The following is a 24,900-nucleotide window of genomic DNA, read 5'->3' as shown; positions in this document are numbered from 1 at the left end:
CCGACGGGGTCGCTCAGGCCGGGGCGACCGGCCCGGCCGGGTCGGCACCGTCCGGGACGGGCGGCAGCGGCAGGCCGGCGGTCACCCGGGCGGTCGCCGCGAGCGTCACGGACCCGACGTCCCGGTAGCCCCTCGGGGCGTCCTCGGGGGCCGTCGGCGACCAGCGGGCCGTCTGGTGGCCGCGGACGGCGGCCCCCGCCAGACCGGGCCGCGGGGCCACCGGCAGCGCGGCGGCGTCCGTCCAGTCTCGACGTCGGCCCACCGTGCGGCCGACCCGGGCGAGGAGGTCGCCCGGGGCCAGGGCACGGAACGTCCGTCCGGACCGCAGGCCGAGGTGCGCGGCCCGGGCCGCCAGGGCGGCGGGCAGGCCGACCGTGCCCGAGACCACGAGGGCCTCGACGGGACGCTCGGCCGGCCACGGGGCCTCCGCGTCGTCGGGCTGCAGGCCCCGGTCCGCGAGCAGGCGCAGGGCGTGCGCGGCCACGAGCGAGCCGTACGAGTGGGCCTCCACGGCCCCGTGCACGGCGGTCCCGCGGGCGCGCAGGGCCGGGGCGACATCGTCGTCCTCCCCCGGCCCGTGGCGCAGGAACTCCCACCAGGCCCGCACATCCGCGGCGAGCATCGCGCCGCCGCGCCGGCCGGGGCCGTCGAGCACCACCCGCCAGGGCGTGGGTGCGGGGTAGCCGAGCCACCCGATGACGACGGGGCGGGGTGCGCCGGCGGCGCGCTGGGCGGCGGCGAGGTGGGCGGCCTCCCGGGCCGTCCCCCACATGGCCGTCTGGGGGCGGATGCCCATGCCAGAGACGAGCCAGGTCAGGTGGGTGGCGGTCGCGGGGTCCCCCGCGGCGACCACCGCGCGCGGCCCGTCCGGGCCCTCGAGGACGTAGTCCAGCAGATGCCGGGCGGGCAGGTGCGGGTCCATGCCCTCCGGCTTGAGGGCGTGGACGATCCCGTCCAGGGCGCTCCGGGCCTGCCGGCCGAGGCCGTCGCGCCGGGCCATGTCGGCGCGCAGCCGCTCCTGCACGCGGGACCGCGCGGCCGCCCCGAACGACGCCCGGCTCAGTCCTGCTCGGACTGCCACGTGGGCACCCGTCGGAGGCCTGCGACGCCGGAGGGCAGCCTCCGCAGGCCGCTCGGGCAGGCCTCGCCCGCGGTGTCCGCCCCGGCCCGTGCCGCGGCGTGACGGCGGACGGCCATCCGGTCGGCGTAGCGGGCCGAGACGTCACCGCCGGAGCCCACGGTGAAGACGCGGGCCAGGCGGGAGGCGTGGTGGAGGCGGTCCACCTGGGCAGCCAGCTCGACCACGGTGTCCTGCAGCTGCTCGACCTCGCGCTGCAGCGCGATCACGCGGCGGATGCCCTCCAGCGAGATGCCTTCGCGGCTCAGGGTCTGCACGGTCTGCAGCCGCTCGACGTCGGCGAGGGAGTAGCGGCGGTGCCGTCCGTCCTGGCGGGCGGGGACCACGAGGCCGAGCCGGTCGTACTGGCGCAGGGTCTGCGGATGCATGTCCGCCATCTCGGCGGCCACGGAGATCACGAAGACCGGGGCGTGCCGGTCGGGACCCCCCTCGCGGCCCCGGTCCGCACGGGCGGCGCCGTCGCGGGCGCTCACCAGGCTGCCTTCCGGGCCAGCTCCCGCCGCGGATCGTCGCCGGCAGTGGCGGCCTGCAGGGCCTCGACGGCGGCGCGGGCGTCGTCGTTGAGCGTGGTGGGCACGGTGACGCGCAGCTCCACGAGCAGGTCACCCGTCGTCTTCCCGCGCTCGACACCGCGGCCCTTCAGGCGCAGCACGCGGCCACACTGGGAGCCCGCCGGCACCTTCACCTTCACGGGGCGCTCCAGCGTCGGCACCTCGATCGTGGCGCCGAGGGCGGCCTCGGGGAAGGTGACGGGCACGGTGATCCGCAGGTCGTCCCCGTCCCGGCGGAAGAACTCGTGCTCGCGCACGTGCACGGTGACCAGCAGGTCGCCGCGGCCGGCCGGGCCGGGCGAGCCCTTGCCGCGGGCACGGACCTTCTGGCCGTCGCGGATGCCCTTCGGGATCTTCACCTCGATCGTCTCGCCGTCCGGGCCGCGCAGGGACACCGTGGTGCCCTGGATCGAGCCGCGGAAGGAGATCGTGGTGGTGGCGGTGCGGTCCGCGCCCTTCGTGGGGCGCGGCCGTGCGTACCCCGCATCGCCGAAGCCGCCGGGGCCGAAGCCGCCGGTCTGGCCGGCGGCGCCGCCGAACATCCCGCTGAACAGGTCCGACAGGTCGGGCTCGGACTGCGTGGTGCGGGGGCCGCCCCCGCCGCCGAACATGCCGCCGAAGACGTCCTCGAAGCCGCCGCCGCCGGCACCGCCCGGGGCGGAGAACCGGGCGCCGCCGCCCATCGCGCGGATCGCGTCGTACTCCTGGCGCTCCTGGGGGTCGCTCAGGACGGCGTACGCCTCCGAGATCTCCTTGAACTTCTTCTCGGCCGCCTCGTCCCCGGGGTTCTGGTCCGGGTGGTGGGTGCGGGCGAGCTTGCGGTAGGCCTTCTTCACATCCGCATCGGAGGCGTCCTTGGACACCCCCAGGGTCGCGTAGAAGTCCTTGTCCATCCAATCCTGCGAGGCCATGGTGCCTCCTCTCGTGTGCATCGGTCAGGGGGTCGGCCGGCGGCGGGGTGGGCCGCCGGCCGACGGGGTCACTCGTCTCCGGCGGAGACCATCACCTGGGCGGCGCGCAGCACGCGGCCGTCCCGGACGTAGCCGTTGCGGAAGACCTGGACCACGTGGTCCGCGGGCACCTCCGCGTGCGGCTGGCGCATCACGGCCTCGTGCAGGGCCGGGTCGAACTCGACGCCGGCCAGCGCCGCCTGGTCGTGGCGCTCGAGGCCGAGGCCGGCCAGGACGGTGTCGAGCTTGGTCGCGATGGCGGCGAACGGGCCGTCCGTCAGGTCGCCGGCGGCGCGGGCGGCGTCGATGTCGTCGAGCACCGGCAGCAGCGCGGTGACGGCCTTGAGCACGCCGGCGTCCCTGGCCAGGTCGCGGTCGCGGTCCACGCGACGCTTGTAGTTCACGAACTCGGCCTGCAGACGTCGCAGGTCGGTCTCGAGCTCGGCCTCGCGGTCCGAGGCCGCGGGCTGCGGCGCCTCGGTCCCGGCCTCCGCGCCGGCCTCGTCGAGGATGCGCTCGGCCTGGGCGAGGGCGTCGCCGTCCTCGGCCTGCTCGGCCGCGCTCTCGGCGGAGACGCGGGGCTCACCGGTCTCGGGGTCGATGCGGCGACGGTCGTTGAACACGATGGGCTCCTCCTCGGAGCCGCGCTCGGCGTCGGAGGAGCCGTGCGGACGCTGCTGGTCGGCGCTCATGGTGTGTCCTTTCGAAGCGGGTGGGCGCGGCGGGTCCGCCGCGCGGGGGTGGTGCGGGAAGGCCGGCGGGCCGGCCCGGCAGGGGCGCTGCCGGGCCGGCCCGCCGGCGTCGTGGGCCTCCGGGCGGGGCGGGCGTGGACGCCCGCCCCGGCCCCGGGGTGTCAGGCCTTCTTCTCGTCGTCCTCGTCGACCACCTCGGCGTCGACGATGTCCTCATCGTCGCCCTGCGGGGCGGCGGACTCGGCGCCGGCGTCGGCCGACTCCGCGCCCTGCTGGGCGTAGAGGGCCTCGCCGATCTTGACCTGGGAGGCCTGGAGCTTCTCGAACGCGGCGGCGACCTCGTCGTCGTTGTCCTGCTTCTCCAGGGCGGCCTTCAGGGCGTCGACGTCGGCCTGCACCTCGGTCTTGACGTCCTCGGGCAGCTTGTCGCCGTTGTCCTGCAGGAGCCTCTCAACGGAGTAGGCGGACTGCTCCGCCTGGTTGCGGCGGTCGGCGGCCTCGCGGCGCTTCTTGTCCTCGTCCGCGTGGGCCTCGGCGTCCTTGACCATGCGGTCGATGTCCTCCTGGGACAGCGAGGAGCCGCCCGTGATGGTCATCGACTGCTCGGTGCCGGTGCCCTTGTCCTTCGCGGAGACGTGCACGATGCCGTTCGCGTCGATGTCGAACGTGACCTCGATCTGGGGCATGCCGCGCGGGGCCGGGGCGATGCCGGTCAGCTCGAAGGTCCCCAGCGCCTTGTTGTCCCGGGTGAACTCGCGCTCGCCCTGGAAGACCTGGATGGACACGGAGGGCTGGTTGTCCTCGGCCGTGGTGAACGTCTCGGAGCGCTTGGTCGGGATGGCCGTGTTGCGCTCGATGAGCTTGGCCATCACGCCGCCCTTGGTCTCGATGCCCAGCGACAGCGGGGTCACGTCGATCAGGAGCACGTCCTTGCGCTCACCGGCGAGCACGCCCGCCTGCACCGCCGCGCCGATGGCGACGACCTCGTCCGGGTTCACGCCCTTGTTGGGCTCCTTGCCGCCGGTCAGCTCCTTCACGAGCTCGGACACGGCGGGCATGCGGGTGGAGCCGCCGACGAGGATCACGTGGTCGATGTCGGAGACCTTGACGCCGGCCTCCTTGATGACGTCCTCGAACGGCTTGCGGGTGCGCTCGAGCAGGTCCTTGGTGAGGTCCTCGAACTTGGCGCGGGAGAGGTGCTCGTCCAGGTGCACCGGGCCCTCGGGGGTCACGGACAGGTACTGCAGCGAGATGCTGGTGGAGGTGGCCGAGGAGAGCTCCTTCTTGGCCTGCTCCGCCGCCTCCTTCAGGCGCTGCAGGGCGATCTTGTCCTTGGACAGGTCCGCGCCCTTGGACTTGGCCTGCTGGAGCAGCCAGTCCACGATCCGCTGGTCCCAGTCGTCGCCGCCGAGGCGGTTGTCGCCGGCGGTGGCGCGCACCTGGATGGTGGCGAAGTCGTCCTCGTCCTTGGCGACCTCGAGCAGGGACACGTCGAAGGTGCCGCCGCCCAGGTCGAAGACCAGGATGAGCTCGTCCTCCTTGCCCTTCTCCAGGCCGTAGGCCAGCGCGGCCGCGGTGGGCTCGTTGATGATGCGCTTGACGTTCAGGCCCGCGATCTCGCCGGCCTCCTTGGTGGCCTGGCGCTCGGCGTCGTTGAAGTAGGCGGGCACGGTGATCACCGCGTCGGTGACCTTCTCGCCCAGGTACTCCTCGGCGTCGTGCTTGAGCTTCATCAGCGTGCGGGCCGAGATCTCCTGCGGGGTGTACTTCTTGCCGTCCACCTCGGTGGTCCAGTCGGTGCCCATGTGGCGCTTGACGGACGCGTAGGTGCGCTCGGGGTTGTTGACGGCCTGGCGCTTGGCGACCTCGCCGACCAGGACGTCCCCGCCCTTGGAGAACGCGACGACGGACGGGGTGGTGCGGGCGCCCTCGGCGTTCGCGATGACGACCGGGTCGCCGCCCTCGAGGACGGCGACGACGGAGTTGGTGGTGCCGAGGTCGATGCCGACTGCACGGGACATGGTGGGGTCCTTCCTGTCTGACGGTGAAGCGGGGGCCGGACCCGCGGGCCGGGGGCACCGACGCCACAGGGACTTGAGCCTTCATGACTCAGGTTGCCACCGGGTCGGTGGACTGTCAAGTGAACCTGAGTCGACTTCACTCACTTCTGCTTCTGCGGGGGTCAACGCGGGCCGTCCGCGATCCATTCCCGGCGCCGCGGATCCGCTCCGGACCCGCCCGCGCACGCCGCTCAGACCTGGAAACACGACGACCTCACGCGGTTGGATGGCGGATCACGGGGCGTCGCCGACGGCGCGCCCACCCCAACGGAGAAGGAGCACCACCATGGCCGAGAAGAACGCCGCCGAGTACACCGTCCCGGGCCTGTCGCTGAGCACGGGCCGACGCACCGCCGAGATCCTCCAGGGCCGTCTGCACGCCCTCAACGACCTGCAGCTCACCCTGAAGCACGCCCACTGGAACGTGGTGGGCCCCGGCTTCATCGGCGTGCACGAGATGCTCGACCCCCAGATCGAGCTGGTCCGCGGGATGGTGGACGTCCTCGCGGAGCGCATCGCCACCCTGGGCGTCTCCCCCGCCGGCACCCCGGGCGCACTCGTGGCCGCCCGCGCGTGGGACGACTACACGCTGGGCCGCGCGTCGACCCTGGAGCACCTGGCCGCGCTGGACCTCGTCTACGACGGCGTCGTGACGGACCACCGCGCCGCGATCGACGCCACCGAGGACCTCGACCCGGTCACGCAGGACATCCTCATCGACCAGGTGGCCCAGCTCGAGCTGTTCCAGTGGTTCATGCGCTCGTTCCTGACCACCGACGACGGCCGGCTGAGCAGCGCAGGCACCACCACCGAGGCCGCCGCCGCGGGCCGCGTGAAGGGCGCCCAGTCCGCGCCCGCCCCGAAGGCCGGGCGCACGAAGAAGTCGGACGCGAAGAAGTCCAAGAAGAAGTGACCGCGCGCCCCTGAGGCGCCCGTGCACCGGAGGGGCCCGACCGCACTGACGGTCGGGCCCCTCCCTCCTGCGCGGTTCAGTCGACCTTCGCCGGCCACCACACCTTCGGGCCGATGTCCCGCACGAGCGCCGGGATCAGCAGGGAGCGCACGATCAGCGTATCGAGCAGCACGCCGAACGCGACGATGAACGCCAACTGCACCATGAACATCAGCGGGATCACCGCGAGCGCGGCGAAGGTGGCCGCCAGCACGACGCCGGCCGAGGTGATGACCCCGCCCGTGACGGTGAGGGCGCGCAGCACGCCCGCCCGCGTGCCGTGCCGCGGCGTCTCCTCCCGCGCCCGGGTCATCAGGAAGATCGTGTAGTCGATCCCGAGCGCCACGAGGAAGACGAAGCCGTACAGCGGCACGGTGGGGTCGGCGTCCTCGAAGCCGAACACGTGCCGGAACACGAGGGCCGAGACGCCCAGGGCCGCGCCGAAGCTGACCACGGTGGCCGCCACGAGCAGCACGGGTGCCAGGAGCGAGCGCAGCAGCACCGCGAGGATGACCAGCAGCATCGCGAGGATCAGCGGGATGACGACCCGCAGGTCGCGCTGCGTGGTGACGTTCGTGTCCAGCGCCTGGGCCGCCGGGCCGCCCACGAGGATCTCGCCCGTGGCCGGGAGGTCCGCGAGCCGGTCGCGCAGGCGGGCCACGGTCTGCTGCGCGGCAAGGGACTCGCCCGGGTCCGCCAGGGTGGCCGAGACCAGCACGCGGCCGTCCACCACGCGGGGCTGCGGCTCCGGCGCGGACGCGGCGCCCGCCCCGCCCTCCGCGTCGGTCACGCCCGGGGGTGGGCCCGCGGCGGCCTCGGGGGCGTCCGTGGTGACCTCGGCCTCGGCCACGCCGGGGTCCTCCGCGACGGCGGCGAGCACCGCCTCCGCGTCCCCGGCCGGGGCGAGGATCTGGGCGGGGGCGCCCGCGCCGGCGTCGAAGTGCTCGCTCAGCAGGGCCTGGGCCTGCCGGGCGTCGGAGTCGCCGAGCAGCACGTCCTCCTGGGCGACGCCGTCCGCGCGCAGCTGCAGCAGACCGCCGCAGAGGGCGAGGAGCACGACCGTCGTGGCGACCCAGACGAGACGGGGCCGGCGCGCGACGACGGCGCCCACCCGCGTCCACACCCCGTGGTCCTCCTCGAGGCCGGCGACGGGTCGGCCCGCGCCGTCGAGCGGCGGGGTGAAGGCCCGGCCCCGGGCGGCTCTGCGCTGCGCGCGACGGCGAGCGCGCTCGGGGGACGGGATCGTGGGCCAGAAGGCGGCACGCCCGGTCAGCCGCAGCAGCGCCGGCAGCAGGGTCAGGGCGGCGAGCCACGCGAACGCCACACCCGTGGCGGCCACGGGGCCGAGGGAGCGCGTCGAGTTGAGGTCCGAGGCCATCAGGATCAGCAGGGCGAGGGCCACGGTCGAGGCGGACGCGGTGATCGCGCCGAAGGACCCGCGCACGGCGGCCCGCAGCGCCTCCCCGACGTCCGCCCGGACCAGCAGCTCCTCGCGGTGCCGGGCCACGAGCAGGAGGCAGTAGTCGGTGGCCGCGCCGATCACGAGGATCGAGAGGATGCCCTGGGCCTGGCCGTTGAGCTGGATCCAGCCCGCCAGTGCCATCCCGTAGACGGCCACGATCGCGCCGCAGAGCGCGGCCACGGCCGTCAGGAGCACGAGGACCGGCAGCAGGACGGAGCGGTAGACCGCCACGAGGATCACGAACACCACCGCGAGCGCCACGAGCAGCAGCAGCCCGTCGATGCCCGCGAACGCGCCGCCCAGCTCCGCGACCAGGCCCGCCGGACCGCCCACGTGCCACTCGGTGTCCGCGGCCACGGTGCCGGCGAGGGCGGGGTCGGCGGCCGCCGGGTCCGCCACGACCTCCCGCAGGTCGGCCACCACGTCGGCCACGGGCCGCTCGGCCCCGGCCGAGGAGTCGACGAAGGCCAGGAACTGCACCGCCGCGCCGTCGTCGGAGGGGATCGGGCCGGCGACGTCGGTCACGCCCGGCACCTCGCCCAACCGGCCCGCGAGGTCCGCGAGCGCGGGGAAGGCGGCCGCGGGGTCCGCGGTGCTCGCCGGGCCCACGACGACGGCGGGCACGGCCTCGCCGTCCTGGAACGCCGCCGCCTCCTGTCCCGCGCGGGTGGACTCGGCCGACGCCGGCAGGAAGGTGGCCTGGTCGTTCGAGGAGACGTCGCCGATCCTGCCGAACACGGGGCCGCCCAGGCCGAGCACGGCGAACCAGACCACGGCCAGCGCCGCGGCCAGGCCCAGCCGCAGCCCCCGAGGGGGACGCCCCGTGGCGGCGGGGGTGCGGAAGGCGGAGAGGTCGGGCGGGGTGGGCATGCCCCGAGCGTAGGGGATGGTTCGATGATCAAACAACCATGGGGGCTGGCTAGACTCCCGGCCATGACCACGCAGCCCCCCTCCGCCCCCGCGGAGCACCTCGCCGTGGTCCACGCCCTGCGCGTCTTCAGCGAGAGCGCGGAGCACGCCGTCGACGAGGCCGGCCGCGGCGTCGGCCTGCACCGCACGGACCTCAGAGCCCTCGCGTACCTGATGGCCCGCGCGGCGGCCGGTGAGCCCGTCACGGCCTCGGACCTCGGCGCCCACCTGCACCTCACCCGGGCCTCGGCCACCGCCCTCGTGGACCGCCTGGCCGCCGCGGGCCACGTCCGCCGCCACCGGGACGAGGGCGACCGGCGGCGCGTGCTGGTGGAGCACACGGACACGGCCCGCCGCGACGGACAGCGCGCGTTCGAACCGATGTCCCAGCGGCTGAGCGCCGCCCTCGAGGGGTTCTCCGCCGCGGAGCTGCGGGCCGCGGTGCGGGTGCTCGAGGCGGCCACCGCCGCACTGACGGACCCCGCCCCGGAGGACCCGTGACCCGACCGGCGCTCATCGGCCTGGACGGCCGCTCGGGGTCGGGCAAGACCGTCCTCGCCGCCGCGCTCGCGGCCCGGATCGCGCCGTTCGCGCGCGTCGAGGTGATCGAGATCGAGTCCATGTACCGGGGCTGGGACGGGCTGGCCGCCGCGGTGGACGACGACGGCCCCTACCCGGGCGTCGTGCGCGCGCTGCGGGAGCGGGGCACGGCGACCTGGACCACGTGGGACTGGCACCGCGCCGCCCCCGGCCCGCCGCGGCGGACCGCGCCGGCCGACGTCGTGGTGTGCGAGGGCGTGGGTGCGCTCAGCACCGCCGCCCGACCGCTGCTCGACCTGGCGGTGTGGCTCGAGCTCGAGACCCCCGCGCGACGCACGCGGGCGCTGGCCCGGGACGGTGAGACCTTCGCCCCGCACTGGGACCGCTGGGCCGCACAGGAGGAGGACTACCTGGCCCGGCACGCCCCGCGCGCCGCGGCGGACCTGATCCTGCGTCTGCCCTCCGCCTGACGGCGGCGGTGCCCGGGGCCGGGGGCGTCGGGGTCTGCGTGCGGGCCGGTCGGGCGCCCGCGCTGGGACCGGAGCGGTTCGCTCCGCTTAGGTGTAGCATCGGAGGCGGCGCGCCGCGTCCGGCCGCGTCCCACCCCAGCGCACGGAGACCTCCCCTTCCCATGGCTACACTGCTCTACCGTCTCGGCCTCGGCGCCGCCCGCCGCCCCCTCCTCGTGATCCTCGCCTGGGTGCTCGCCCTGGCCCTCGCCGTCGGCGGGTTCCTCGCCTTCGGCGGCACGCTCTCCTCCACCGTCACCATCCCCGGCACGCCCACCGCCCAGGTCACGGACCGCCTCAAGGAGGAGTTCCCCGAGGCCTCCCGCGGCAGGGGCCAGGTCGTGTTCACCACCGAGGACGGCTCCCCCCTGACCGACGCCCAGCGCGAGCAGATCACCGCCCTGTTGGACGACGTCGCCGAGCAGCCGGCCGTGGAGGGCGTCGTGAACCCGTTCGAGGCCCAGGCCCAGCAGGACGACGCCCGCACCCGGCTGGACGAGGGCCGCACCGAGCTGGCCGACGGCGAGCAGCGCCTCGCGGACGGACGCCAGGAGATCGAGGACGGCCGGGCCGAGCTCGAGCGTCGCACGGCCGAGGCCGACGCGGCCGAGCAGCGCCTGGCCGAGGCCGCCGCCCAGCTGGAGGAGGGGCAGGCGAAGCTCGACGCCGCGCGCGCCGACCTCGAGGAGCGTGGCCTGGACGCCCTGCCGGCCGAGGCCCTGGCCCCGCTCCGGGAGGCCGAGCAGCAGGTGGCCGAAGGCCAGGAGCAGCTCGACGCCGGCCGCGCCGAGCTCGAGGAGCAGGCGGAGCGCCTCGAGGCCGGGCAGGCCAAGCTCGACGCACAGCGTCAGGAGCTCGAGGCCGCGCAGGCCGAGCTCGACGCCCGGTGGGCCGAGCTCGAGGCCGGGCAGGCCGAGCTCGACGCCCGGGCCGAGCAGCTGGCCGCGGGCCGCGCCGAGCTCGAGCAGGCCCGGGACGCCGCACTGGCCGAGGCCGAGGCCGCCGGCATCCCGGCGGAGCAGGTCACCGAGCAGTTCGCCGACCAGGAGGCGCAGCTCGCCGCCGCCGAGGCACAGCTGGCGGCCGGTCAGGACCAGGCCGACGCCGCCCGCGCCCAGCTGGAGGCCGCCCAGGCCGAGGCCGACGCGGGCGCCGAACAGCTCGCGGCCGCCCAGGCCGAGGCCGACGACGGCGCCGCCCGACTCGCCGCCGGCCGGCAGCAGCTGCAGGAGTCCGAGGCCGAGCTCGAGGCCGGCCGCGAGCAGGTGGCCGCGGGACGGCAGCAGGCCCTGGACGCGGCCGAGGCCGAGCTCGACGCGCAGCAGCAGAAGATCGACGAGGGCCGGGCCGAGTACGAGCGCGGCGTCGCCGAGCTCGAGGACGGCCGGGCCCAGCTGGCCGCCGGCGCGGAGCGCCTGGACCAGGCCGAGGCGGACCTCGCCGACGGCCGCGCCGAGCTGGAGGACGGCCGCGTCGAGGCCGAGCGCGGCGAGCGCACCCTGGCCCTCGCGGAGGACTTCCGCACCGTGTCCGAGGACGGCAGCACCGCCGTCGGGATCGTCACCTTCACCACGCCGACCCTGGACGTCACCGCCGAGGACAAGGAGGCGGTCACCGGCGCCCTCACCGGCGCGGACATCGACGGCGTCGCCGTGCATCCCTCCCAGGAGCTCAACGCCACCGTGCTCTCCCTGCTCGGCCCGGGCGAGGTCGTGGGCCTCGTGGTCGCCGCGATCGTGCTGGTGGTCATGCTCGGCACCCTCGTGGGCGCGGGTCTGCCGCTGGTCAACGCGCTGGTGGGCGTGGGCGTGGGCGCCGCCGGGGCGCTCGCGTTCTCCTCCGCCGTGGAGATGATCTCCGTGACCCCGGTGCTCGGGGTGATGCTGGGCCTGGCCGTGGGCATCGACTACGCGCTGTTCATCGTCAACCGGCACCGCCAGGAGCTGCGTCGCGGCACGGGCCTGCACGAGTCGATCGCGCTGGCCAACGGCACCTCCGGCAACGCCGTGGTGTTTGCCGGCATCACCGTGATCGTCGCCCTCGTGGGCCTGAACGTCACCGGCATCCCGTTCCTGGGCCTGATGGGCACCGTGGGCGCGGTCTGCGTGGCCGTGGCCGTGCTGGTGGCCGTCACCCTGACCCCGGCCCTGCTCTCCCTGGCCGGGATGCGGATCCTCTCGAAGAAGGAGCGGGCCCGCCTCGCCGACGAGGGTCCCGCCTCCGTCGCCGAGGGCTCCGCCGCCGTGCGCCGCGCCGGGCGCCGCTCGACCATGTCCACCCCGGCCGCGATCGCCTCGGCCCTGGCGGCCGTCGCCCTGCTGGTGCTCGTGGCCCTGCCGGTCGGCTCGATGCGCCTGGGCCTGCCGGACGGCGGGTCCGAGCCGGAGGGCTCCGACTCGCAGGTTGCGTACGAGCTCACCGCCGAGAAGTTCGGCGAGGGCTACAACGGCCCGCTCGTGGTGACCGTGGACCTGCCCGCCGGCCTGGACGAGGACGCGGCCGAGGACGCCCGCCTGGCGGTGGGCGAGCAGCTCGCCGGCCTCGAGCACGCGCACGCCGTGGTGCCCGCGGGCTTCAACGAGGACCGCACCGTCACCATGTTCCAGGTGCTGCCCGAGGAGGGCCCGAACGCCGTCTCCACCGAGGAGCTGGTGCGCGACCTGCGCGCCACCGAGCCGGCCGGCGAGGCCTCCAACCTCGGCGTGGCCGGCATGACCAGCGGGTTCATCGACGTCTCGGAGAAGCTCTCCGACGCCCTGCCCCTCTACCTGGGCGTGGTGGTGGGCCTGTCCCTGCTGATCATGGTCCTGGTGTTCCGCTCGATCCTGGTGCCGCTGATCGCCACCGGCGGGTTCGTGCTCTCCATGTTCGCCGCCATGGGCGGCGTGGTGGCCATCTACCAGTGGGGCTGGCTCGGCTCGGTGTTCGGGGTCCACAACCCCGGCCCCGTGCTCAGCTTCCTGCCGACCATCATGATCGGCGTGCTGTTCGGCCTGGCCATGGACTACCAGCTGTTCATCGCCTCCGGCATGCGCGAGGCCTACGCCCACGGCCTGCCCGCCCGCCAGGCCGTGCTGACCGGCCTGCGCTCGGGCCGGGCCGTCGTGATCGCCGCGGCGATCATCATGATCTCCGTGTTCGGCGGGTTCATCTTCGCCCACGACGCGATGATCCGCCCGATGGGCTTCGGCCTGGCCTTCGGCGTGCTGCTGGACGCGTTCGTGGTGCGCCTGCTCCTGATGCCGGCGCTGATGCACCTGCTCGGCGAGAAGGCGTGGTGGCTGCCGCGCTGGCTCGACCGGATCATGCCGGACGTGGACGTGGAGGGCGCCCAGCTCGAGCGCGCCCACGCCCCGGCGCAGCCCTCCGTCCCCGCCCCGGACGGCGGCGCCCACCGGGCCTGACCGCCCCCGACTGATGCCCGCCCCCGGCCCCGATCGGCCGGGGGCGGGCGTCTATCCTGGGCGGATGCGTCCCACCGCCTTCTCCCCCGCCGCCGGCTCGCCCGTCCTCGTCCTGCTCGAGACGGACGCGGACGGCGCCCCCGCCCCGCGGCTCGCGGACCCGGCCGTCCCGCACCTGAGCGTCACGGACCAGGGGGTCACGCGCGGCGACGGCATCTTCGAGACGGCGCTCGCCGTCGCCGACGGGCTCGGGACCCTGCGCATGCGCAAGCTCGGAGCCCACCTCGGCCGGCTGGCCGCGTCCGCCGCCGCCCTGCAGCTGGCCGCCCCCGAGGCGGCGGCGTGGGAGGCCGCCGTCGCGCTCGGCCTGCGGGCGTTCACCGAGGCCAACGACGTCGCGCCCGGGGACCGTCTCGCCGTGCGCCTGACCGTCACCCGCGGCCCGGACGCGGCTCCCGGCGCGGTGCCCACGCCCACCGCGTGGGCGCTGCTGAGCCCGGCCCCGGCGATCCAGGACGAGGAGCGGCAGCGGGGGCTGCGGGTGCTGCTGCTGGACCGCGGCATCGACTCGCAGGCCCCCGAGCGCTCCCCGTGGCTGCTCACCGGCGCGAAGACCCTCTCCTACGCCGTGAACATGGCCGCCCTGCGCTACGCCCGCGCGCACGGCGCCGACGACGTCGTCTTCACCAGCGCGGACGGCTACCTGCTCGAGGGCCCCACCTCCACGGTGCTGATCGTGCGCACCGGGGAGGACGGCGTCCGCCGCCTCCTCACCCCGCTGCGCCAGAAGGGCATCCTCGCCGGCACGTCGCAGGCCGTGATCTTCGCGGCCGCCCACGCGGACGGCTGGGAGCTCGGCTACGGCCCGCTCGTCCCGGCGGACCTCCAGGGCGCCGAGGGCGTCTGGCTCGTCTCCTCGGTGCGCGGCGTCCTGCCGGTGCGCGCCGTCGACGGCGTCGAGATCCCCGTGGACCACGAGCTCACCGGCATGCTGCAGGCCCATCTGGACGCCGACGGCGACCCCGGCCGGCACGTCAGCGGCGACCCGGTGCCCACCGCGGGCTAGGCTGGGGACCGGCCCGTCCGGCGTCGTCGGCCGCGGCCGCAACCGCACGTGAGATCCCCGACCACGGAAGGCGCACCATGAACACGCTCGCCCAGAAGGCCCTGTCCGCCGGCATCACGCTGGTCGGCGGCATCGTCGGCTCCCGCGTGGTGGCGGGCGGCTGGCGGCTCGTCACCGGCCACAGCGCCCCGAACGACGCGGCCGACGAGACGCTGCCCCTCATCGAGGCCCTGTCCTTCGCGTTCATCTCCGCGGGCGTCGCGGCGCTGCTGAAGGTCGCCGGCCAGCGCGGCGCCGGCGCCGCGATCCGCAAGGTGTCCGAGTCCACCGCGCACCGCGTGGACCACGAGGTCTGAGCCGCCCCGCCACCACCACGACGACGGCCGCCGCCCGGAGGGATCCGGACGGCGGCCGTCGTGCTATGCGGGGTGGTGTCAGCGGCGCCCGCGCGGCCGGGCGCCGGCGCGGCGCGGCCCGGGGTCCGCCGGGGGCTCGGCGCGACGGACGACGGCGGCCAGCTCGTCCCGGTGCAACAGCTCACGGCGGGCGTGCTTGGTGCGGTAGCCCGTACGGCCCACCAGGTGGGAGGCCACCGGGGCCGTGACCATCTGGGTGACCCACGCCAGCAACAGCACGGGCAGCCACACCCACGACCGCCACTCGATCGCCAGCCCGGCGAGCATGAGCAGCAGGCCGAGGACCTGCGGCTTGGCGGCGGCGTGCATGCGGGCCAGCAGGTCCGGGAGCACGAACAGGCCCACGCCGGCCACCAGGGAGAAGAAGGCACCGCTGACGAGCAGGAACGCGGCCAGCCAGTCCAGGAGCGTGGCGGTGTCGGTCATCGGCCCTCCTCCCCGCCCGGCACGTCCGTGGTGCCGGGCACGCGCGCCTGGTCCTCGAGCGAGTGGTCCGGGCGCCGGTCCTCCGCGAAGCGCGCCACCGTCACCGAGCCGACGAAGCCGACGGTGGCGGCCAGCACCACGAGGACCACATGGTGGGTGTGGCGGTGCACGGCCATCTCCAGGACGAGCATCCCGGAGAACACCACGAGCAGCACGTCCGTGGCGACCGCCCGGTCCAGCAGCGAGGGGCCGCGCACGATCCGGTAGAGCGCACCGACGGCGCCGACCACGAGCAGCGCCCCGCCGGCCCACGTGGCCAGGTCCATGGGGTCCATCAGGCCTCCTCCTTCGGGGGGCGGGCGGCGGGGGGCGCCGAACTCGGGAAGCGGCGGACCAGCTCGAGGTCCTCACGCGTGCCGACGGCGCGGATGATGCCCGCCTCCACGTCGAGGGCCTTGGCGCGGAAGCCCGCCACGTCCTCGTCCGTGGTCGCGTCGAGCACGTGCAGGTACAGGACGGAGCGGACCCGGTCCACGTCCAGCACGATCGAGCCCGGCACCAGGGCCAGGGCGTGGCTGACGAGCGTGATGATGAGGTCGTCGTGGCTGCGCAGCGGGACGCCCACGATCGAGCCGCGGGCGCGGCGGCCACGCAGCAGCACCGTCCCGGCCACGTTGACTGAGGCGCGCACGACGTCGACGAGGAACCGCACCGTGAACACGAGGGACCACCAGGGGTTCAGACGGCCGCTGAACGGGATGCTCGGCATCGGGAAGAGCCCGATGATCAGCAGCGCGAAGGCGAGGCCGGTCAGGGCCACGTGCGGAGCGAAGTCCTGCCACAGGGCGCACCACACGGCCACCATCACGAGGATCAGCGGCCACTGGGCCACGATGCCCCGGATCCGGTCGGGGCGCACCACGCCGCGGCGGGCGGAGTCACTTCCGGGCATCGTGCACCTCCGTCGGGTCGACGCTGAGGGTGGCCGCGGCCCGCTCGGCCGCGGCGTCGTCGAGCACCGCCGCGATGTAGGGCGAGCGGTCGAGCATGTCCGTGGCGGCCTCGTCGGCCAGCGCGAACAGCGGACCGGCGGCCACCGTGAACACCAGCGTCAGGCCCACGAGCGCCGTGGTGGGCAGCACGAGGCCCGGCTCGAGCGGGCGGGGGCGCTCGCCACGGGCGACGGCCCGCTCGTAGGCGGCCACGAGCTGGGCGGGCGGGTGCTCCACGTCCTCGACGCGGCGCCAGAACGCGCGGGTCCACACGCGCACCACCACGAGCAGGGTCAGCAGGGACACGAGCAGGGACACGCCCACCAGCGTGTAGGCCAGGGGCGTGGCCTGCTCGACGCCGCCGCGCAGCAGGCCGACCTTGCCGAGGAAGCCGGAGAACGGCGGGATGCCGCCGAGGTTGAGCGCGGGCACGAGGAACAGGACGCTCACGAACGGGGAGACCTTCGCCAGGGACCCGAGGCGGTCGATGTTCGCTGTGCCGGCGCGGTTCTCGATCAGGCCCGTGACGAGGAAGAGCGCGGTCTGCACGGTGATGTGATGGGCCACGTAGTACACGGTGGCCGCCAGCCCCGCCTCCGTGGCCAGGCCCAGGCCGAAGATCATGTAGCCGATGTGGGAGACGAGGATGAAGGACAGGATGCGCTTGATGTCCGTCTGGGCCAGCGCGCCGAGGATGCCCACCACCATGGTCAGCGCGGCCACCACGAGCAGGAGCGCGTTGACGTGCTCCCCCGGGAAGAGCAGCGTCTCGGTGCGGATCATCGCGTACACGCCCACCTTGGTGAGCAGGCCCGCGAACACCGCGGTCACCGGGGCGGGCGCGGTGGGGTACGAGTCCGGCAGCCAGAAGGACAGCGGGAACACGGCCGCCTTGATGCCGAAGCCCACCAGGAGCAGCACGTGCAGGACCATCTGCACGTCGGTGGGCAGCTCGCCCAGCTTCACGGCCAGGTCCGCCATGTTCACGGTGCCGGTGGCCGCGTAGATCATCGCGATCGCGATCAGGAACACCACCGAGGAGAGCACGGAGACCACCACGTAGGTGACGCCCGCGCGGATGCGCTGGGCGGTGCCCCCCATGGTCAGCAGCACGTAGGAGGACGTCAGGAGGATCTCGAAGCCCACGTAGAGGTTGAACAGGTCGCCGGCGAGGAACGCGTTGGACACGCCCGCCACGAGGATCAGGAACGTGGGGTGGAAGATCGAGACCGGCCCACCCTCGTCCCGGTTGATCAGCCCCTGCGCCGAGGCGTACAGCAGCACCGCCAGGGTGATCAGCGCCGACACCACGAGCATGAGGGCCGAGAGCCGATCCACCACGAGGCTGATGCCCAGCGGGGCCGGCCAGCCGCCGAGGTGGACGGCCGCGACCCCGGTGTCCCAGACCGCGGCCAGCAGCAGCGCGTCCAGCACGAGGGTGAGCACGAGCGCGGAGACCGTGACGGTGATCTGCGCGCGGGGGCGGCGCACGAGCATGAAGGTCACGGCCGCGCCCAGCACGGGCAGCATGACGGCCAGCGGGGCCAGGTCGGTCAGGGGGAGGGTGCCGATGCTCATGCGCGCTCCCCGCCCTCGGGACGGCGGCCGCGGGACGCTGCCCCGGATCCGGTGGGCGCCTGGGGGGCGGGCGTGGCGTGCTGCACCTGGGGCCGTGCCTCCGTCGCGTGCTCGTAGTGGGCGTTGGGGTCCGCGGCGTCGTCCAGGAACTCGGAGGACTCCTCCACGAGCTCCGCGTCGTCCTCCGCGTCCCAGGCGGGCATCCGGGCGATCTTGACGTCCTCCGCGTCCACCTCGACCTCGTCCTCGCGGACGAGCAGCCACGAGCGGTAGATCATGGCGGTCAGGAACGCGATCACGGCGAAGCCGATCACGATCGCGGTGAGGATCAGCGCCTGCGGCAGCGTGTCCGCGTACTCGTGCGGGTCCCGTCCGCGCACGAACAGCGGGGCCAGGCCCGTGCCGCCCGAGGAGAGGAACAGCAGCATGATGGCGCCGTTGTTGATCAGCACGATGCCGAGCAGGATGCGCGTCAGGCTGCGCTCGAGCACGAGGTAGATGCCCCCGGCGAACATCACGCCCATGGCCAGGAGCAGGGCCAGGTCGACGGTCATCATCGGGCGGCCTCCTGGGTGGACGGAGTGGACGGGGTGGGCATGCGCGGATGGCGACGGCGGGCCGCGGCGCGCAGGCGGGCGCGGCGGGCCTCCTCGCCCCGGCGGTCCACCTCACCGCCGAGCGAGCGCAGCACGTCGATCACGAGCCCGACCACCACGAGGTACACGCCGATGTCGAACGCCGTGGCCGAGACCAGCTTGAGGGCGTCGCCGAACAGCGGCAGGTCGGTGAACTCCACCACATAGGACTGCAGGATCTGCCCGCCGAAGAAGAGCGGGGCGATCCCGGTGAGCGTGGCGATCGCCAGGCCCAGGCCGATCATGGGCCCGGCCGGGATCACGGAGGCCTCCTGCAGCTCGTACCGGCCGCCGGCGAGGAAGCGCAGCGTGAGGGCCAGGCCTGCGAGCAGGCCGCCGGCGAAGCCGCCGCCGGGGGTGTTGTGCCCGGCCAGCAGCAGGTAGACGGAGAGCAGCATCATGATCGGGAACATGAAGCGGGTGACGACCTCGAGGATGATCGAGCGCCGCTCGGGGGCCATCGTGTGGCCGGCCACGAGCCACTGGCCCTTGCGATCGTCCACAGCGAAGCTGCGCACGACGGACAGCTCGCGGGCCCCGAGCGAGGAGTCGGCGCCGAAGTCGCCGACGGAGCCGGGGGCGACGTCGTCGATGCTGCGGGTGCGCCCGTCGCGGTGCTGCAGGAAGATCAGGGAGGCCACGCCGGTGGCCGCGGCGGCCAGCACCGTGATCTCGCCCCACGTGTCCCACGCGCGGATGTCCACGAGGGTGACGTTCACGGCGTTCGTGCCGTAGCCGTCCGTGTAGGCGAGCTCCGGCATGGGCAGCGAGATCCGCTCCGCCGTGCGGGCGGCCAGCGCGGTGGCGGCGATCCACATCATGGTCAGCGCGAACCCGACGGCCACGGCCAGGCGGCCCAGCCGCCGCGAGCCGGTGCGGCGGTCGTACCAGTCCGGCGGCAGCACGCGCAGGCCCAGGATGAGGGTGACCAGGATGATGGTCTCCACGAGCACCTGGGTGATCGCGAGGTCCGGGGCGCCGCGCATCGCGAACAGGGCGGCGGCGCCGTAGCCGGTCACGGACACCAGCATGATCGCCTTGAAGCGGCGGCGCGCGCGGACGGCGAAGACGGTGGCGACGGCGATCATCAGCACCACGACCAGCTGCGCCGGGGTCTGGAACCAGGCGACGTCCGCGGAGAGGAACGAGGTGGCCAGCGTGCGCTCGCTGCGCCCCACGGGGAAGAGCAGGAACGCGGCCGGCAGCAGGAACGCGGTGGCCAGGATGATGCCCAGGTAGCGGCGCAGGGAGCCGGTCTGGGTGCGCCCCGTGACCCAGATGGCGACCTCGTCGAGGGCGCCGGTGATCTTCCGGTACGTGCGCAGGGCGTCGACCGGGAACTCGACGCGGCGCTGGAACGCCTCGACTCCCGGCCGGCCGAGGGCGAGCAGCGCGCCGAGCACCCAGACCCCCGCGGAGAGGGCGAGGATGGGCGTCCAGCCGTGCCACAGGGCCAGGTAGGCCGGCGCCTCCTCCGGGTCCAGCGGCGGCAGGGAGCCCGTGTGGGCGGTGATGATCCCCTCCACCGGGCCGGGCAGGAAGGCGAGCACCAGGCCGGCGAGCGCGAGCAGCGCGGCCGGGGCCAGCTCGAGGGTGGTGACGCGGGTGTGGAAGCGCGTGACGGGGACCGCGGCCCCCTCCTCGTCCCGCTTGGCGGCGAACGAGCCCCACAGGAACCGCCACGTGTAGGCGAAGGTGAGCACCGAGCCCACGGTCATGAGCACGAGCGGCGTCCAGCCCCACACGTCCGCGTGCGCCACGCCGTGGGCGGCCAGGCCCTCCAGGACGGACTCCTTGGCCACGAAGCCGAACAGCGGAGGCAGGCCGGCCATGGACAGGCCCGCCACCACGGCGACGGCGGCCAGGGCCGGGTGGCGGCGGCCGATCCCGGAGAGCTGGCGCAGATCGCGCGTGCCGGCCTCGTGGTCGATGATGCCGACCACCATGAACAGGGGGGCCTTGAACACCGCGTGGGCCAGGAGCATGGCGAGGCCGGCCATGGCGGCGTCGCGGGTGCCCAGCCCGTTGGCCACCATGAGGAAGCCGAGCTGGGAGACCGTGCCATACGCGAGGACGAGCTTGATGTCTGTCTGCCGCAGGGCGCGCCAGCCGCCGAGCAGCAGGGTCCACAGACCCACGCCGATCACGAGGACCTGCCACATGGCGAGGCCGTGGAACTCCGGGGCCAGGCGGGCCACGAGGAAGACGCCGGCCTTCACCATGGCCGCCGCGTGCAGGTACGCGGACACGGGGGTCGGCGCGGCCATCGCGCCCGGCAGCCAGAAGTGGAAGGGGGCCTGGGCGGACTTCGTGAGGGCGCCGATCAGCACCAGGGCGACGGCGACCTCGAGCAGCCCGCGCAGCCCGGCGTCGGCCATGAGGGCGGGGGCGGCCTCGAGGACCCCGGAGATCCGCCAGGACCCGGCGAAGTGGGCCAGCATGATCAGGCCCGCGAGCATGGCCAGGCCGCCGAACGTGGTGACGATCAGGGCGGTGATGGCGGAGCGGCGGGCGAAGATGCGGTGGCCCGAGTAGCCGATCAGCAGGAAGGACAGGACGGACGTGATCTCCCAGAAGGTGTAGAGCACCATCAGGTCGTCCGTGGTGACGAGCCCGAACATCGCGCCGGCGAACGCCAGCAGCTGCCCGCCGAACACCGCGTTGCGCGGCTCGTGCTCCCGGAAGTAGCGGGCGCAGTAGGCCAGGACCAGCGCGCCGACTCCCAGCACGATCAGGGACATGAACGCGGCCAGCACGTCCATGCGGAACGCGAGCTCGGTCTCGAGGTACGGCACCCACGGCACGGCGCGGTCCAGGCGCGCCGCCGAGGCCGGGACCGGCCGGCCGGCGTCGAGCGCCTCCTGCAGCGCGAACACGTGCGGCAGCTGAGTGAGCAGCCAAACGAAGCCCGCCGCGGGAGCGGCGGCGAGCAGATAGAACCCCTGACGTCCCGTCCACCGGAAGAGCACCGGGGCGGCGAGCGCGACGACGAAGAGCGCGGTCAGGATGACGAGCATGCGGTCCCTTCGTCAGGCACGGGCGAGGGTCCGGTCCAGCCTAACGGAGGGATGCGCCCCACCCGGGGTCAGCGGACCGATTCCGCGCTCCGCGTGATCGGCTCCGTGACCCGGGCGAACAGCAGCCCACCGGCCACGAGCACGACGGCGATCACGGGGATGACCACCCGGTTGTCCGGGTGCAGGGCGAGCGCGAGCGTGACGAGCGCGGGCGTGATGAACCCGACCGCGCGGCCCGTGGTGGCGTACAGCCCGAACACCTCGCCAGCCGTCCGCGGCGTGGTGAGCCGGCCCAGGAACGCGCGCGAGGCCGACTGCACCGGGCCCACGAACAGGCACAGCGCCAGCCCGCCGACCCAGAACGCGAGGGTGCCCGAGGCGAAGAAGAGCGCCCCGGCCACGAGGACCATGGCGGCCAGCGAACCGAGGATCACCCGGCGCGGACCGACCGCGTCGTCGAGCCGCCCGCCCACGAAGGCGCCCAGGGCGGCCACCACGTTGGCCGCGATCGCGAACAGGATCACGTCCGAGGCCGCCAGCCCGTAGACCGTGGTGCCCAGGATGGCGCCGTAGACGAACACCGCGCCCACGCCGTCGCGGAACACCGCCGAGGCCACGAGGAACCACAGCGTGTTCCGGTCCTCGCGCCACATCCGGGCCAGCGTGGCCCCCAGCTCGCGGTAGGAGCCCAGCACCGACTCACGGCGCGGCCCGCCGTCCGCCGCCGGGGCGGGGGCCGGGTCCGGCACGGCCACCAGCACGGGGATCGCGAACACGAGGAACCACGCGGCGGCCACGAGCGCGACCACCCGGATGTTCAGCGCCGCGTCCTCCGTGACGCCGAACCAGTGCGCGTCCCCCGAGACGAAGCCCACGAACACGATCAGCAGCAGCAGGATGCCGCCGAGATACCCCGCGCCCCAGCCGATGCCCGAGATCCGGCCGATCGTGGCCGGCGTCGAGATGTGCACGAGGATCGCGTTGACCTGCACCTCCGCGAACTCGAAGAACACCGTGCCCAGGGCGATCAGGGTGACGCCCAGCAGCAGGGAGGACTCCTCCGGGGTGACCCAGAAGCAAGCTGCGGTGCACGCGATCACGGCGCCCGTGGTCAGCGCCAGCCAGAGGCGGCGCCGTCCCGCGCCGTCCGCCCGACGCCCCAGCACGGGCGCGGTGACCGCGATGACGACGCCGGCCACCGCCATCGCCGTCGAGAGCCAGGCCGTGCCCCGCTCGTCCGGCCCGAACGCGTCCGAGGCCAGGTAGGTGCCGAACACGAAGGTGACCATGACCGCGTTGAACGCGGCCGAGCCCCAGTCCCACAGCGCCCACGCGGCCACCTGGCGGCGCGGGGCGGCGGAGGCGACCGGCGGGAGCGCGACGTCGGTCATCGCTCGATGCGGGTGAGGTGGAAGTCCCGGTGCGCCCGGGAGGCCGTGGGCCCGCGCTGACCCTGGTACCGGTTCTGGTTGGCCCCGGTGCCGTACGGCGACTGGGCCGACGAGGAGAGCCGGAAGAAGCACAGCTGGCCGATCTTCATCCCCGGCCACAGCGTGATGGGCAGCGTGGCCACGTTGGACAGCTCGAGCGTGACGTGCCCGGAGAACCCGGGGTCGATGAACCCGGCGGTCGAGTGCGTCAGCAGGCCCAGCCGCCCCAGCGAGGACTTGCCCTCGAGGCGGGCGGCGAGGTCGTCCGGCAGGGTGACCTGCTCATAGGTGGAGCCGAGCACGAACTCCCCCGGGTGCAGGATGAACGCCTCGTCCGGGTCCACCTCCACCAGCCGGGTCAGCTCGTCCTGCTTCTGGCGCGGGTCGATGTGCGCGTACCGGTGGTTGTCGAAGAGCCGGAAGAACCGGTCCAGGCGCACGTCCACGGACGCGGGCTGGACCATCGCCGGGTCGAGGGGGTCCAGGCCGACGCGCCCGGAGTCGAGCTCGGCGCGGATGTCGCGGTCGGAGAGCAGCACGGCTCAGTCCATTCGCACGACGACGGCCAGCGGGGTGCGCTCGCGGCCCTGGCCCAGCGGGTTGTCCGCGAAGGCGGCTTCGAGGACGGCGGCCGACGCGGCGGTGTCCTTGCCGAGGGCGTTGCGGCCGATGTCGTTGGCGTCCATCACGACGGTGCCGGCGAAGGAGGCCTTCGCCCAGGCCGGGATGTCCGCCGCCCGGATCATCGCCGAGACCTCGGCGGCCACCCGGTCCGGCTCGGCCGGCGGCAGCTTGGCCGAGACGTTGGCCGGGAACGTGGAGTAGGTGGTGGGCCCGTCGATCGCGCGGACGTTGCCGCCCACCACGTTGTAGAACACACCGCGCTTGCCGGCGACCTTGCCGGCGGCGCCGGCCGCCGCGGAGAGCACGATGCGCGGCAGGCCCGCCTCCTGGATGGCCAGCTGCATGGTGGTGGGATCGCCCAGGCCGATGCCCGCGGGCGTGCGGGTGACCAGGCGGGAGAGGACGCGGGCGGCCACGGAGGGGCGGACCTCCCACGTGTAGTAGGAGCGACCCTGGGTGATGGCCACGATCTTCTCGGACACGGAGAAGTGCCACGGGGCGTCCTGCGGCATCGCGTCCGCGGGCAGGTCGCGGAAGAAGTCCTCGATCTCGCCGCGCAGGTAGGCCTGCAGGTCCGTGTCCCGGTCCACCAGGCCGGTCTGCACCGGGAAGCGGCGGTAGCGGCGGCCGTCCTCGGCGGAGACCAGGTCGAGCTCCTTGCCCGGGTTCGGCTCGTGGTCCGGTTTGGCCGGTGCCGGGGCGGTGGGGGCCTCGTCGACCGCGGTGGCGGGGCCGGCCGGGGCGGCGTCCGCGTCCACCGCGTCGCGCAGCCAGAGCTCGAGGTTGAGCAGGCGCCAGAAGCGCTCGGGGTCGTGCCGGCGCGGGTGGGCGAGGAAGTCCTCGAAGAGCGCGCGGACGGTGGGCGCGTCGGCGTACGGGCGGGCGGCGAACGAGTCGGAGGCGAACACCTCGCGGACCGGCTCGCGCAGGGCGAGCAGCAGGCCGGCCGCGGCGTCGTCGTCCGCGTGGCGGGCCGGCGGGAGGACGGCGTCCACCAGGCCGGCGAGCCGCCCGCGCGGCACGCCGCGATCGGCGGGGCGCTCGTCCGCGTGGGCGTCGACGAAGGCCGAGTTCAGCAGCGCCTCGACGGGCACGTCGGCGCGCTCGCGGGAGTCGGCCAGGCGTGCGGCGACGTCGCGGCGGGTCGCGGTCAGGGTGCGCGCGGCACCGCGCAGGCCGCGGGGCGCGTCGGCGGCCGAAGGCGTCGGGGCGGGGCGGCCGCACACGTGCGCGGTCGAGGCCAGGGGGCCGCCGTGGGCGCGGATCGCGGCGCGGACCGACTCGAGGTCGGCGACCGGGGACGGCGTCGCGGCGGGGGCCAGCGGTGCGGGCCGGGGACCGCCGACGAGGAAGGGGCGGTCCGCCTCCCCGAACGCGAGGTAGCGGTACACCGCCGCGTCGTCGGGGCGGGCGGGGACCTGGGCCGCGTCGGCCGTGGTGTCGCGCATGGGACGTCCTTCCGGGACAGGGGCTGCCGGACGCGTCCGGCCGCGGCCGGGCGCGGTTCGGACTCTACCAGCGGCCCCCGGCGCGCTTTCGTTCGGGAAAC

20 protein-coding genes and 1 pseudogene are annotated in these 24,900 nt (G+C 74.6%); 6 read left to right on the top strand and 15 right to left on the bottom strand.

Annotated features, from left to right (window positions below):
• Positions 1 to 13: 13 nt before the first annotated feature.
• The 5 genes from OVA32_RS03935 to dnaK form a co-directional block, all read right to left on the bottom strand.
• Entirely contained in the window at positions 14 to 1,081 is a 1,068-nt protein-coding gene (locus OVA32_RS03935) for an alpha/beta hydrolase (protein WP_256598135.1), read from the bottom strand.
• On the bottom strand, positions 1,060 to 1,611 hold the full coding sequence (locus OVA32_RS03930; protein WP_020626477.1) for a heat shock protein transcriptional repressor HspR: 552 nt from the start codon (positions 1,609 to 1,611) through the stop codon (positions 1,060 to 1,062). The genes OVA32_RS03935 and OVA32_RS03930 overlap by 22 nt, the downstream gene beginning before the upstream one ends.
• Entirely contained in the window at positions 1,608 to 2,600 is a 993-nt protein-coding gene (locus OVA32_RS03925; RefSeq protein ID WP_060973522.1) for a DnaJ C-terminal domain-containing protein, read from the bottom strand. Before OVA32_RS03925 ends, OVA32_RS03930 begins: the two co-directional genes overlap by 4 nt.
• Before the next feature lie 68 nt (positions 2,601 to 2,668).
• The gene (locus OVA32_RS03920) at positions 2,669 to 3,331 is read right to left on the bottom strand and encodes a nucleotide exchange factor GrpE (protein WP_036383663.1); all 663 of its coding nucleotides are present in this window, start codon (positions 3,329 to 3,331) and stop codon (positions 2,669 to 2,671) included.
• 161 nt (positions 3,332 to 3,492) lie between these two features.
• Entirely contained in the window at positions 3,493 to 5,352 is a 1,860-nt protein-coding gene (gene dnaK, locus OVA32_RS03915; protein WP_041104534.1) for a molecular chaperone DnaK, read from the bottom strand.
• Positions 5,353 to 5,677: 325 nt separating this feature from the next.
• On the opposite strand from dnaK, the gene OVA32_RS03910 reads away from it, so the two are divergent.
• Positions 5,678 to 6,304 (top strand): Dps family protein, encoded by a 627-nt coding sequence (locus OVA32_RS03910; protein WP_036317229.1) that lies wholly within the window; start codon positions 5,678 to 5,680, stop codon positions 6,302 to 6,304.
• A 76-nt stretch (positions 6,305 to 6,380) separates the two neighbouring features.
• On the opposite strand, the gene OVA32_RS03905 is transcribed toward OVA32_RS03910, so the two are convergent.
• Positions 6,381 to 8,675: an MMPL family transporter gene (locus OVA32_RS03905; protein WP_036317226.1), complete on the bottom strand. Its 2,295-nt coding sequence runs from the start codon at positions 8,673 to 8,675 to the stop codon at positions 6,381 to 6,383.
• A 63-nt stretch (positions 8,676 to 8,738) separates the two neighbouring features.
• On the opposite strand from OVA32_RS03905, the gene OVA32_RS03900 reads away from it, so the two are divergent.
• From OVA32_RS03900 to OVA32_RS03880, 5 genes are all read left to right on the top strand, one after another.
• Positions 8,739 to 9,215, top strand: coding sequence for a MarR family winged helix-turn-helix transcriptional regulator (locus OVA32_RS03900; RefSeq protein ID WP_036317223.1), 477 nt, complete (start codon positions 8,739 to 8,741; stop codon positions 9,213 to 9,215).
• Complete coding sequence (locus OVA32_RS03895; protein ID WP_036317220.1) at positions 9,212 to 9,724, top strand: para-aminobenzoate synthase component I; 513 nt, start codon at positions 9,212 to 9,214, stop codon at positions 9,722 to 9,724. Before OVA32_RS03900 ends, OVA32_RS03895 begins: the two co-directional genes overlap by 4 nt.
• Positions 9,725 to 9,885: 161 nt before the next feature.
• On the top strand, positions 9,886 to 13,167 hold the full coding sequence (locus OVA32_RS03890; protein ID WP_144825197.1) for an MMPL family transporter: 3,282 nt from the start codon (positions 9,886 to 9,888) through the stop codon (positions 13,165 to 13,167).
• Positions 13,168 to 13,231: 64 nt separating this feature from the next.
• On the top strand, positions 13,232 to 14,233 hold the full coding sequence (locus OVA32_RS03885; RefSeq protein ID WP_036383651.1) for an aminotransferase class IV: 1,002 nt from the start codon (positions 13,232 to 13,234) through the stop codon (positions 14,231 to 14,233).
• 77 nt (positions 14,234 to 14,310) lie between these two features.
• Positions 14,311 to 14,589, top strand: coding sequence for a DUF4235 domain-containing protein (locus OVA32_RS03880; RefSeq protein WP_036383649.1), 279 nt, complete (start codon positions 14,311 to 14,313; stop codon positions 14,587 to 14,589).
• Between the two features lie 78 nt (positions 14,590 to 14,667).
• On the opposite strand, the gene mnhG is transcribed toward OVA32_RS03880, so the two are convergent.
• The 9 genes and pseudogenes from mnhG to OVA32_RS03835 all read right to left on the bottom strand — a co-directional run bounded on the left by mnhG (position 14,668) and on the right by OVA32_RS03835 (position 24,799).
• Positions 14,668 to 15,075, bottom strand: a complete 408-nt coding sequence (gene mnhG, locus OVA32_RS03875; RefSeq protein ID WP_036383647.1) for a monovalent cation/H(+) antiporter subunit G — start codon at positions 15,073 to 15,075, stop codon at positions 14,668 to 14,670.
• Positions 15,072 to 15,410 carry a monovalent cation/H+ antiporter complex subunit F gene (locus tag OVA32_RS03870; RefSeq protein ID WP_036383645.1) on the bottom strand — a complete coding sequence of 113 codons (339 nt, stop codon included), beginning with the start codon at positions 15,408 to 15,410 and terminating at the stop codon, positions 15,072 to 15,074. The genes mnhG and OVA32_RS03870 overlap by 4 nt, the downstream gene beginning before the upstream one ends.
• Entirely contained in the window at positions 15,410 to 16,027 is a 618-nt protein-coding gene (locus OVA32_RS03865) for a Na+/H+ antiporter subunit E (protein WP_036383643.1), read from the bottom strand. Before OVA32_RS03865 ends, OVA32_RS03870 begins: the two co-directional genes overlap by 1 nt.
• Positions 16,014 to 17,645: a Na+/H+ antiporter subunit D gene (locus tag OVA32_RS03860; protein ID WP_036383641.1), complete on the bottom strand. Its 1,632-nt coding sequence runs from the start codon at positions 17,643 to 17,645 to the stop codon at positions 16,014 to 16,016. The genes OVA32_RS03865 and OVA32_RS03860 overlap by 14 nt, the downstream gene beginning before the upstream one ends.
• Positions 17,642 to 18,202, bottom strand: coding sequence for an NADH-quinone oxidoreductase subunit K (locus OVA32_RS03855; RefSeq protein WP_144825195.1), 561 nt, complete (start codon positions 18,200 to 18,202; stop codon positions 17,642 to 17,644). The genes OVA32_RS03860 and OVA32_RS03855 overlap by 4 nt, the downstream gene beginning before the upstream one ends.
• Positions 18,199 to 21,297, bottom strand: coding sequence for a Na+/H+ antiporter subunit A (locus OVA32_RS03850; RefSeq protein WP_041104517.1), 3,099 nt, complete (start codon positions 21,295 to 21,297; stop codon positions 18,199 to 18,201). The genes OVA32_RS03855 and OVA32_RS03850 overlap by 4 nt, the downstream gene beginning before the upstream one ends.
• A 68-nt stretch (positions 21,298 to 21,365) precedes the next feature.
• A pseudogene (locus OVA32_RS03845) lies at positions 21,366 to 22,733 on the bottom strand (MFS transporter); the annotation flags it as partial.
• Positions 22,685 to 23,266, bottom strand: coding sequence for a dCTP deaminase (dcd, locus tag OVA32_RS03840; RefSeq protein ID WP_041104515.1), 582 nt, complete (start codon positions 23,264 to 23,266; stop codon positions 22,685 to 22,687). The pseudogene OVA32_RS03845 and the gene dcd, both read right to left, overlap by 49 nt.
• Before the next feature lie 3 nt (positions 23,267 to 23,269).
• A complete protein-coding gene (locus tag OVA32_RS03835) occupies positions 23,270 to 24,799 on the bottom strand; it encodes a hypothetical protein (RefSeq protein WP_041104513.1) in 1,530 nt (509 codons plus the stop codon).
• Positions 24,800 to 24,900 lie beyond the last annotated feature (101 nt).

Origin of the sequence: Micrococcus sp. SL257 (genome assembly GCF_026625585.1) — a bacterium.
Classification (GTDB): Bacteria; Actinomycetota; Actinomycetes; order Actinomycetales; family Micrococcaceae; genus Micrococcus; species Micrococcus luteus.
The sequence above is the reverse complement of the archived record's forward strand: the minus strand, read 5'-3'. Positions and strand labels throughout refer to the sequence as shown.

Excerpts from the sequence above, each read along its gene's own strand:
- OVA32_RS03885 (WP_036383651.1), top strand. The coding sequence starts at position 13,232 with ATGCGTCCCACCGCCTTCTCCCCCGCCGCCGGCTCGCCCGTCCTCGTC.
- OVA32_RS03850 (WP_041104517.1), bottom strand. The coding sequence starts at position 21,297 with ATGCTCGTCATCCTGACCGCGCTCTTCGTCGTCGCGCTCGCCGCCCCG.
- OVA32_RS03835 (WP_041104513.1), bottom strand. The coding sequence starts at position 24,799 with ATGCGCGACACCACGGCCGACGCGGCCCAGGTCCCCGCCCGCCCCGAC.
- OVA32_RS03890 (WP_144825197.1), top strand. The coding sequence starts at position 9,886 with ATGGCTACACTGCTCTACCGTCTCGGCCTCGGCGCCGCCCGCCGCCCC.
- OVA32_RS03910 (WP_036317229.1), top strand. The coding sequence starts at position 5,678 with ATGGCCGAGAAGAACGCCGCCGAGTACACCGTCCCGGGCCTGTCGCTG.
- dnaK (WP_041104534.1), bottom strand. The coding sequence starts at position 5,352 with ATGTCCCGTGCAGTCGGCATCGACCTCGGCACCACCAACTCCGTCGTC.
- OVA32_RS03855 (WP_144825195.1), bottom strand. The coding sequence starts at position 18,202 with ATGATGACCGTCGACCTGGCCCTGCTCCTGGCCATGGGCGTGATGTTC.
- mnhG (WP_036383647.1), bottom strand. The coding sequence starts at position 15,075 with ATGACCGACACCGCCACGCTCCTGGACTGGCTGGCCGCGTTCCTGCTC.
- OVA32_RS03860 (WP_036383641.1), bottom strand. The coding sequence starts at position 17,645 with ATGAGCATCGGCACCCTCCCCCTGACCGACCTGGCCCCGCTGGCCGTC.
- OVA32_RS03925 (WP_060973522.1), bottom strand. The coding sequence starts at position 2,600 with ATGGCCTCGCAGGATTGGATGGACAAGGACTTCTACGCGACCCTGGGG.
- OVA32_RS03920 (WP_036383663.1), bottom strand. The coding sequence starts at position 3,331 with ATGAGCGCCGACCAGCAGCGTCCGCACGGCTCCTCCGACGCCGAGCGC.
- OVA32_RS03900 (WP_036317223.1), top strand. The coding sequence starts at position 8,739 with ATGACCACGCAGCCCCCCTCCGCCCCCGCGGAGCACCTCGCCGTGGTC.
- OVA32_RS03905 (WP_036317226.1), bottom strand. The coding sequence starts at position 8,675 with ATGCCCACCCCGCCCGACCTCTCCGCCTTCCGCACCCCCGCCGCCACG.
- OVA32_RS03865 (WP_036383643.1), bottom strand. The coding sequence starts at position 16,027 with ATGCCCGGAAGTGACTCCGCCCGCCGCGGCGTGGTGCGCCCCGACCGG.
- OVA32_RS03880 (WP_036383649.1), top strand. The coding sequence starts at position 14,311 with ATGAACACGCTCGCCCAGAAGGCCCTGTCCGCCGGCATCACGCTGGTC.
- OVA32_RS03870 (WP_036383645.1), bottom strand. The coding sequence starts at position 15,410 with ATGGACCCCATGGACCTGGCCACGTGGGCCGGCGGGGCGCTGCTCGTG.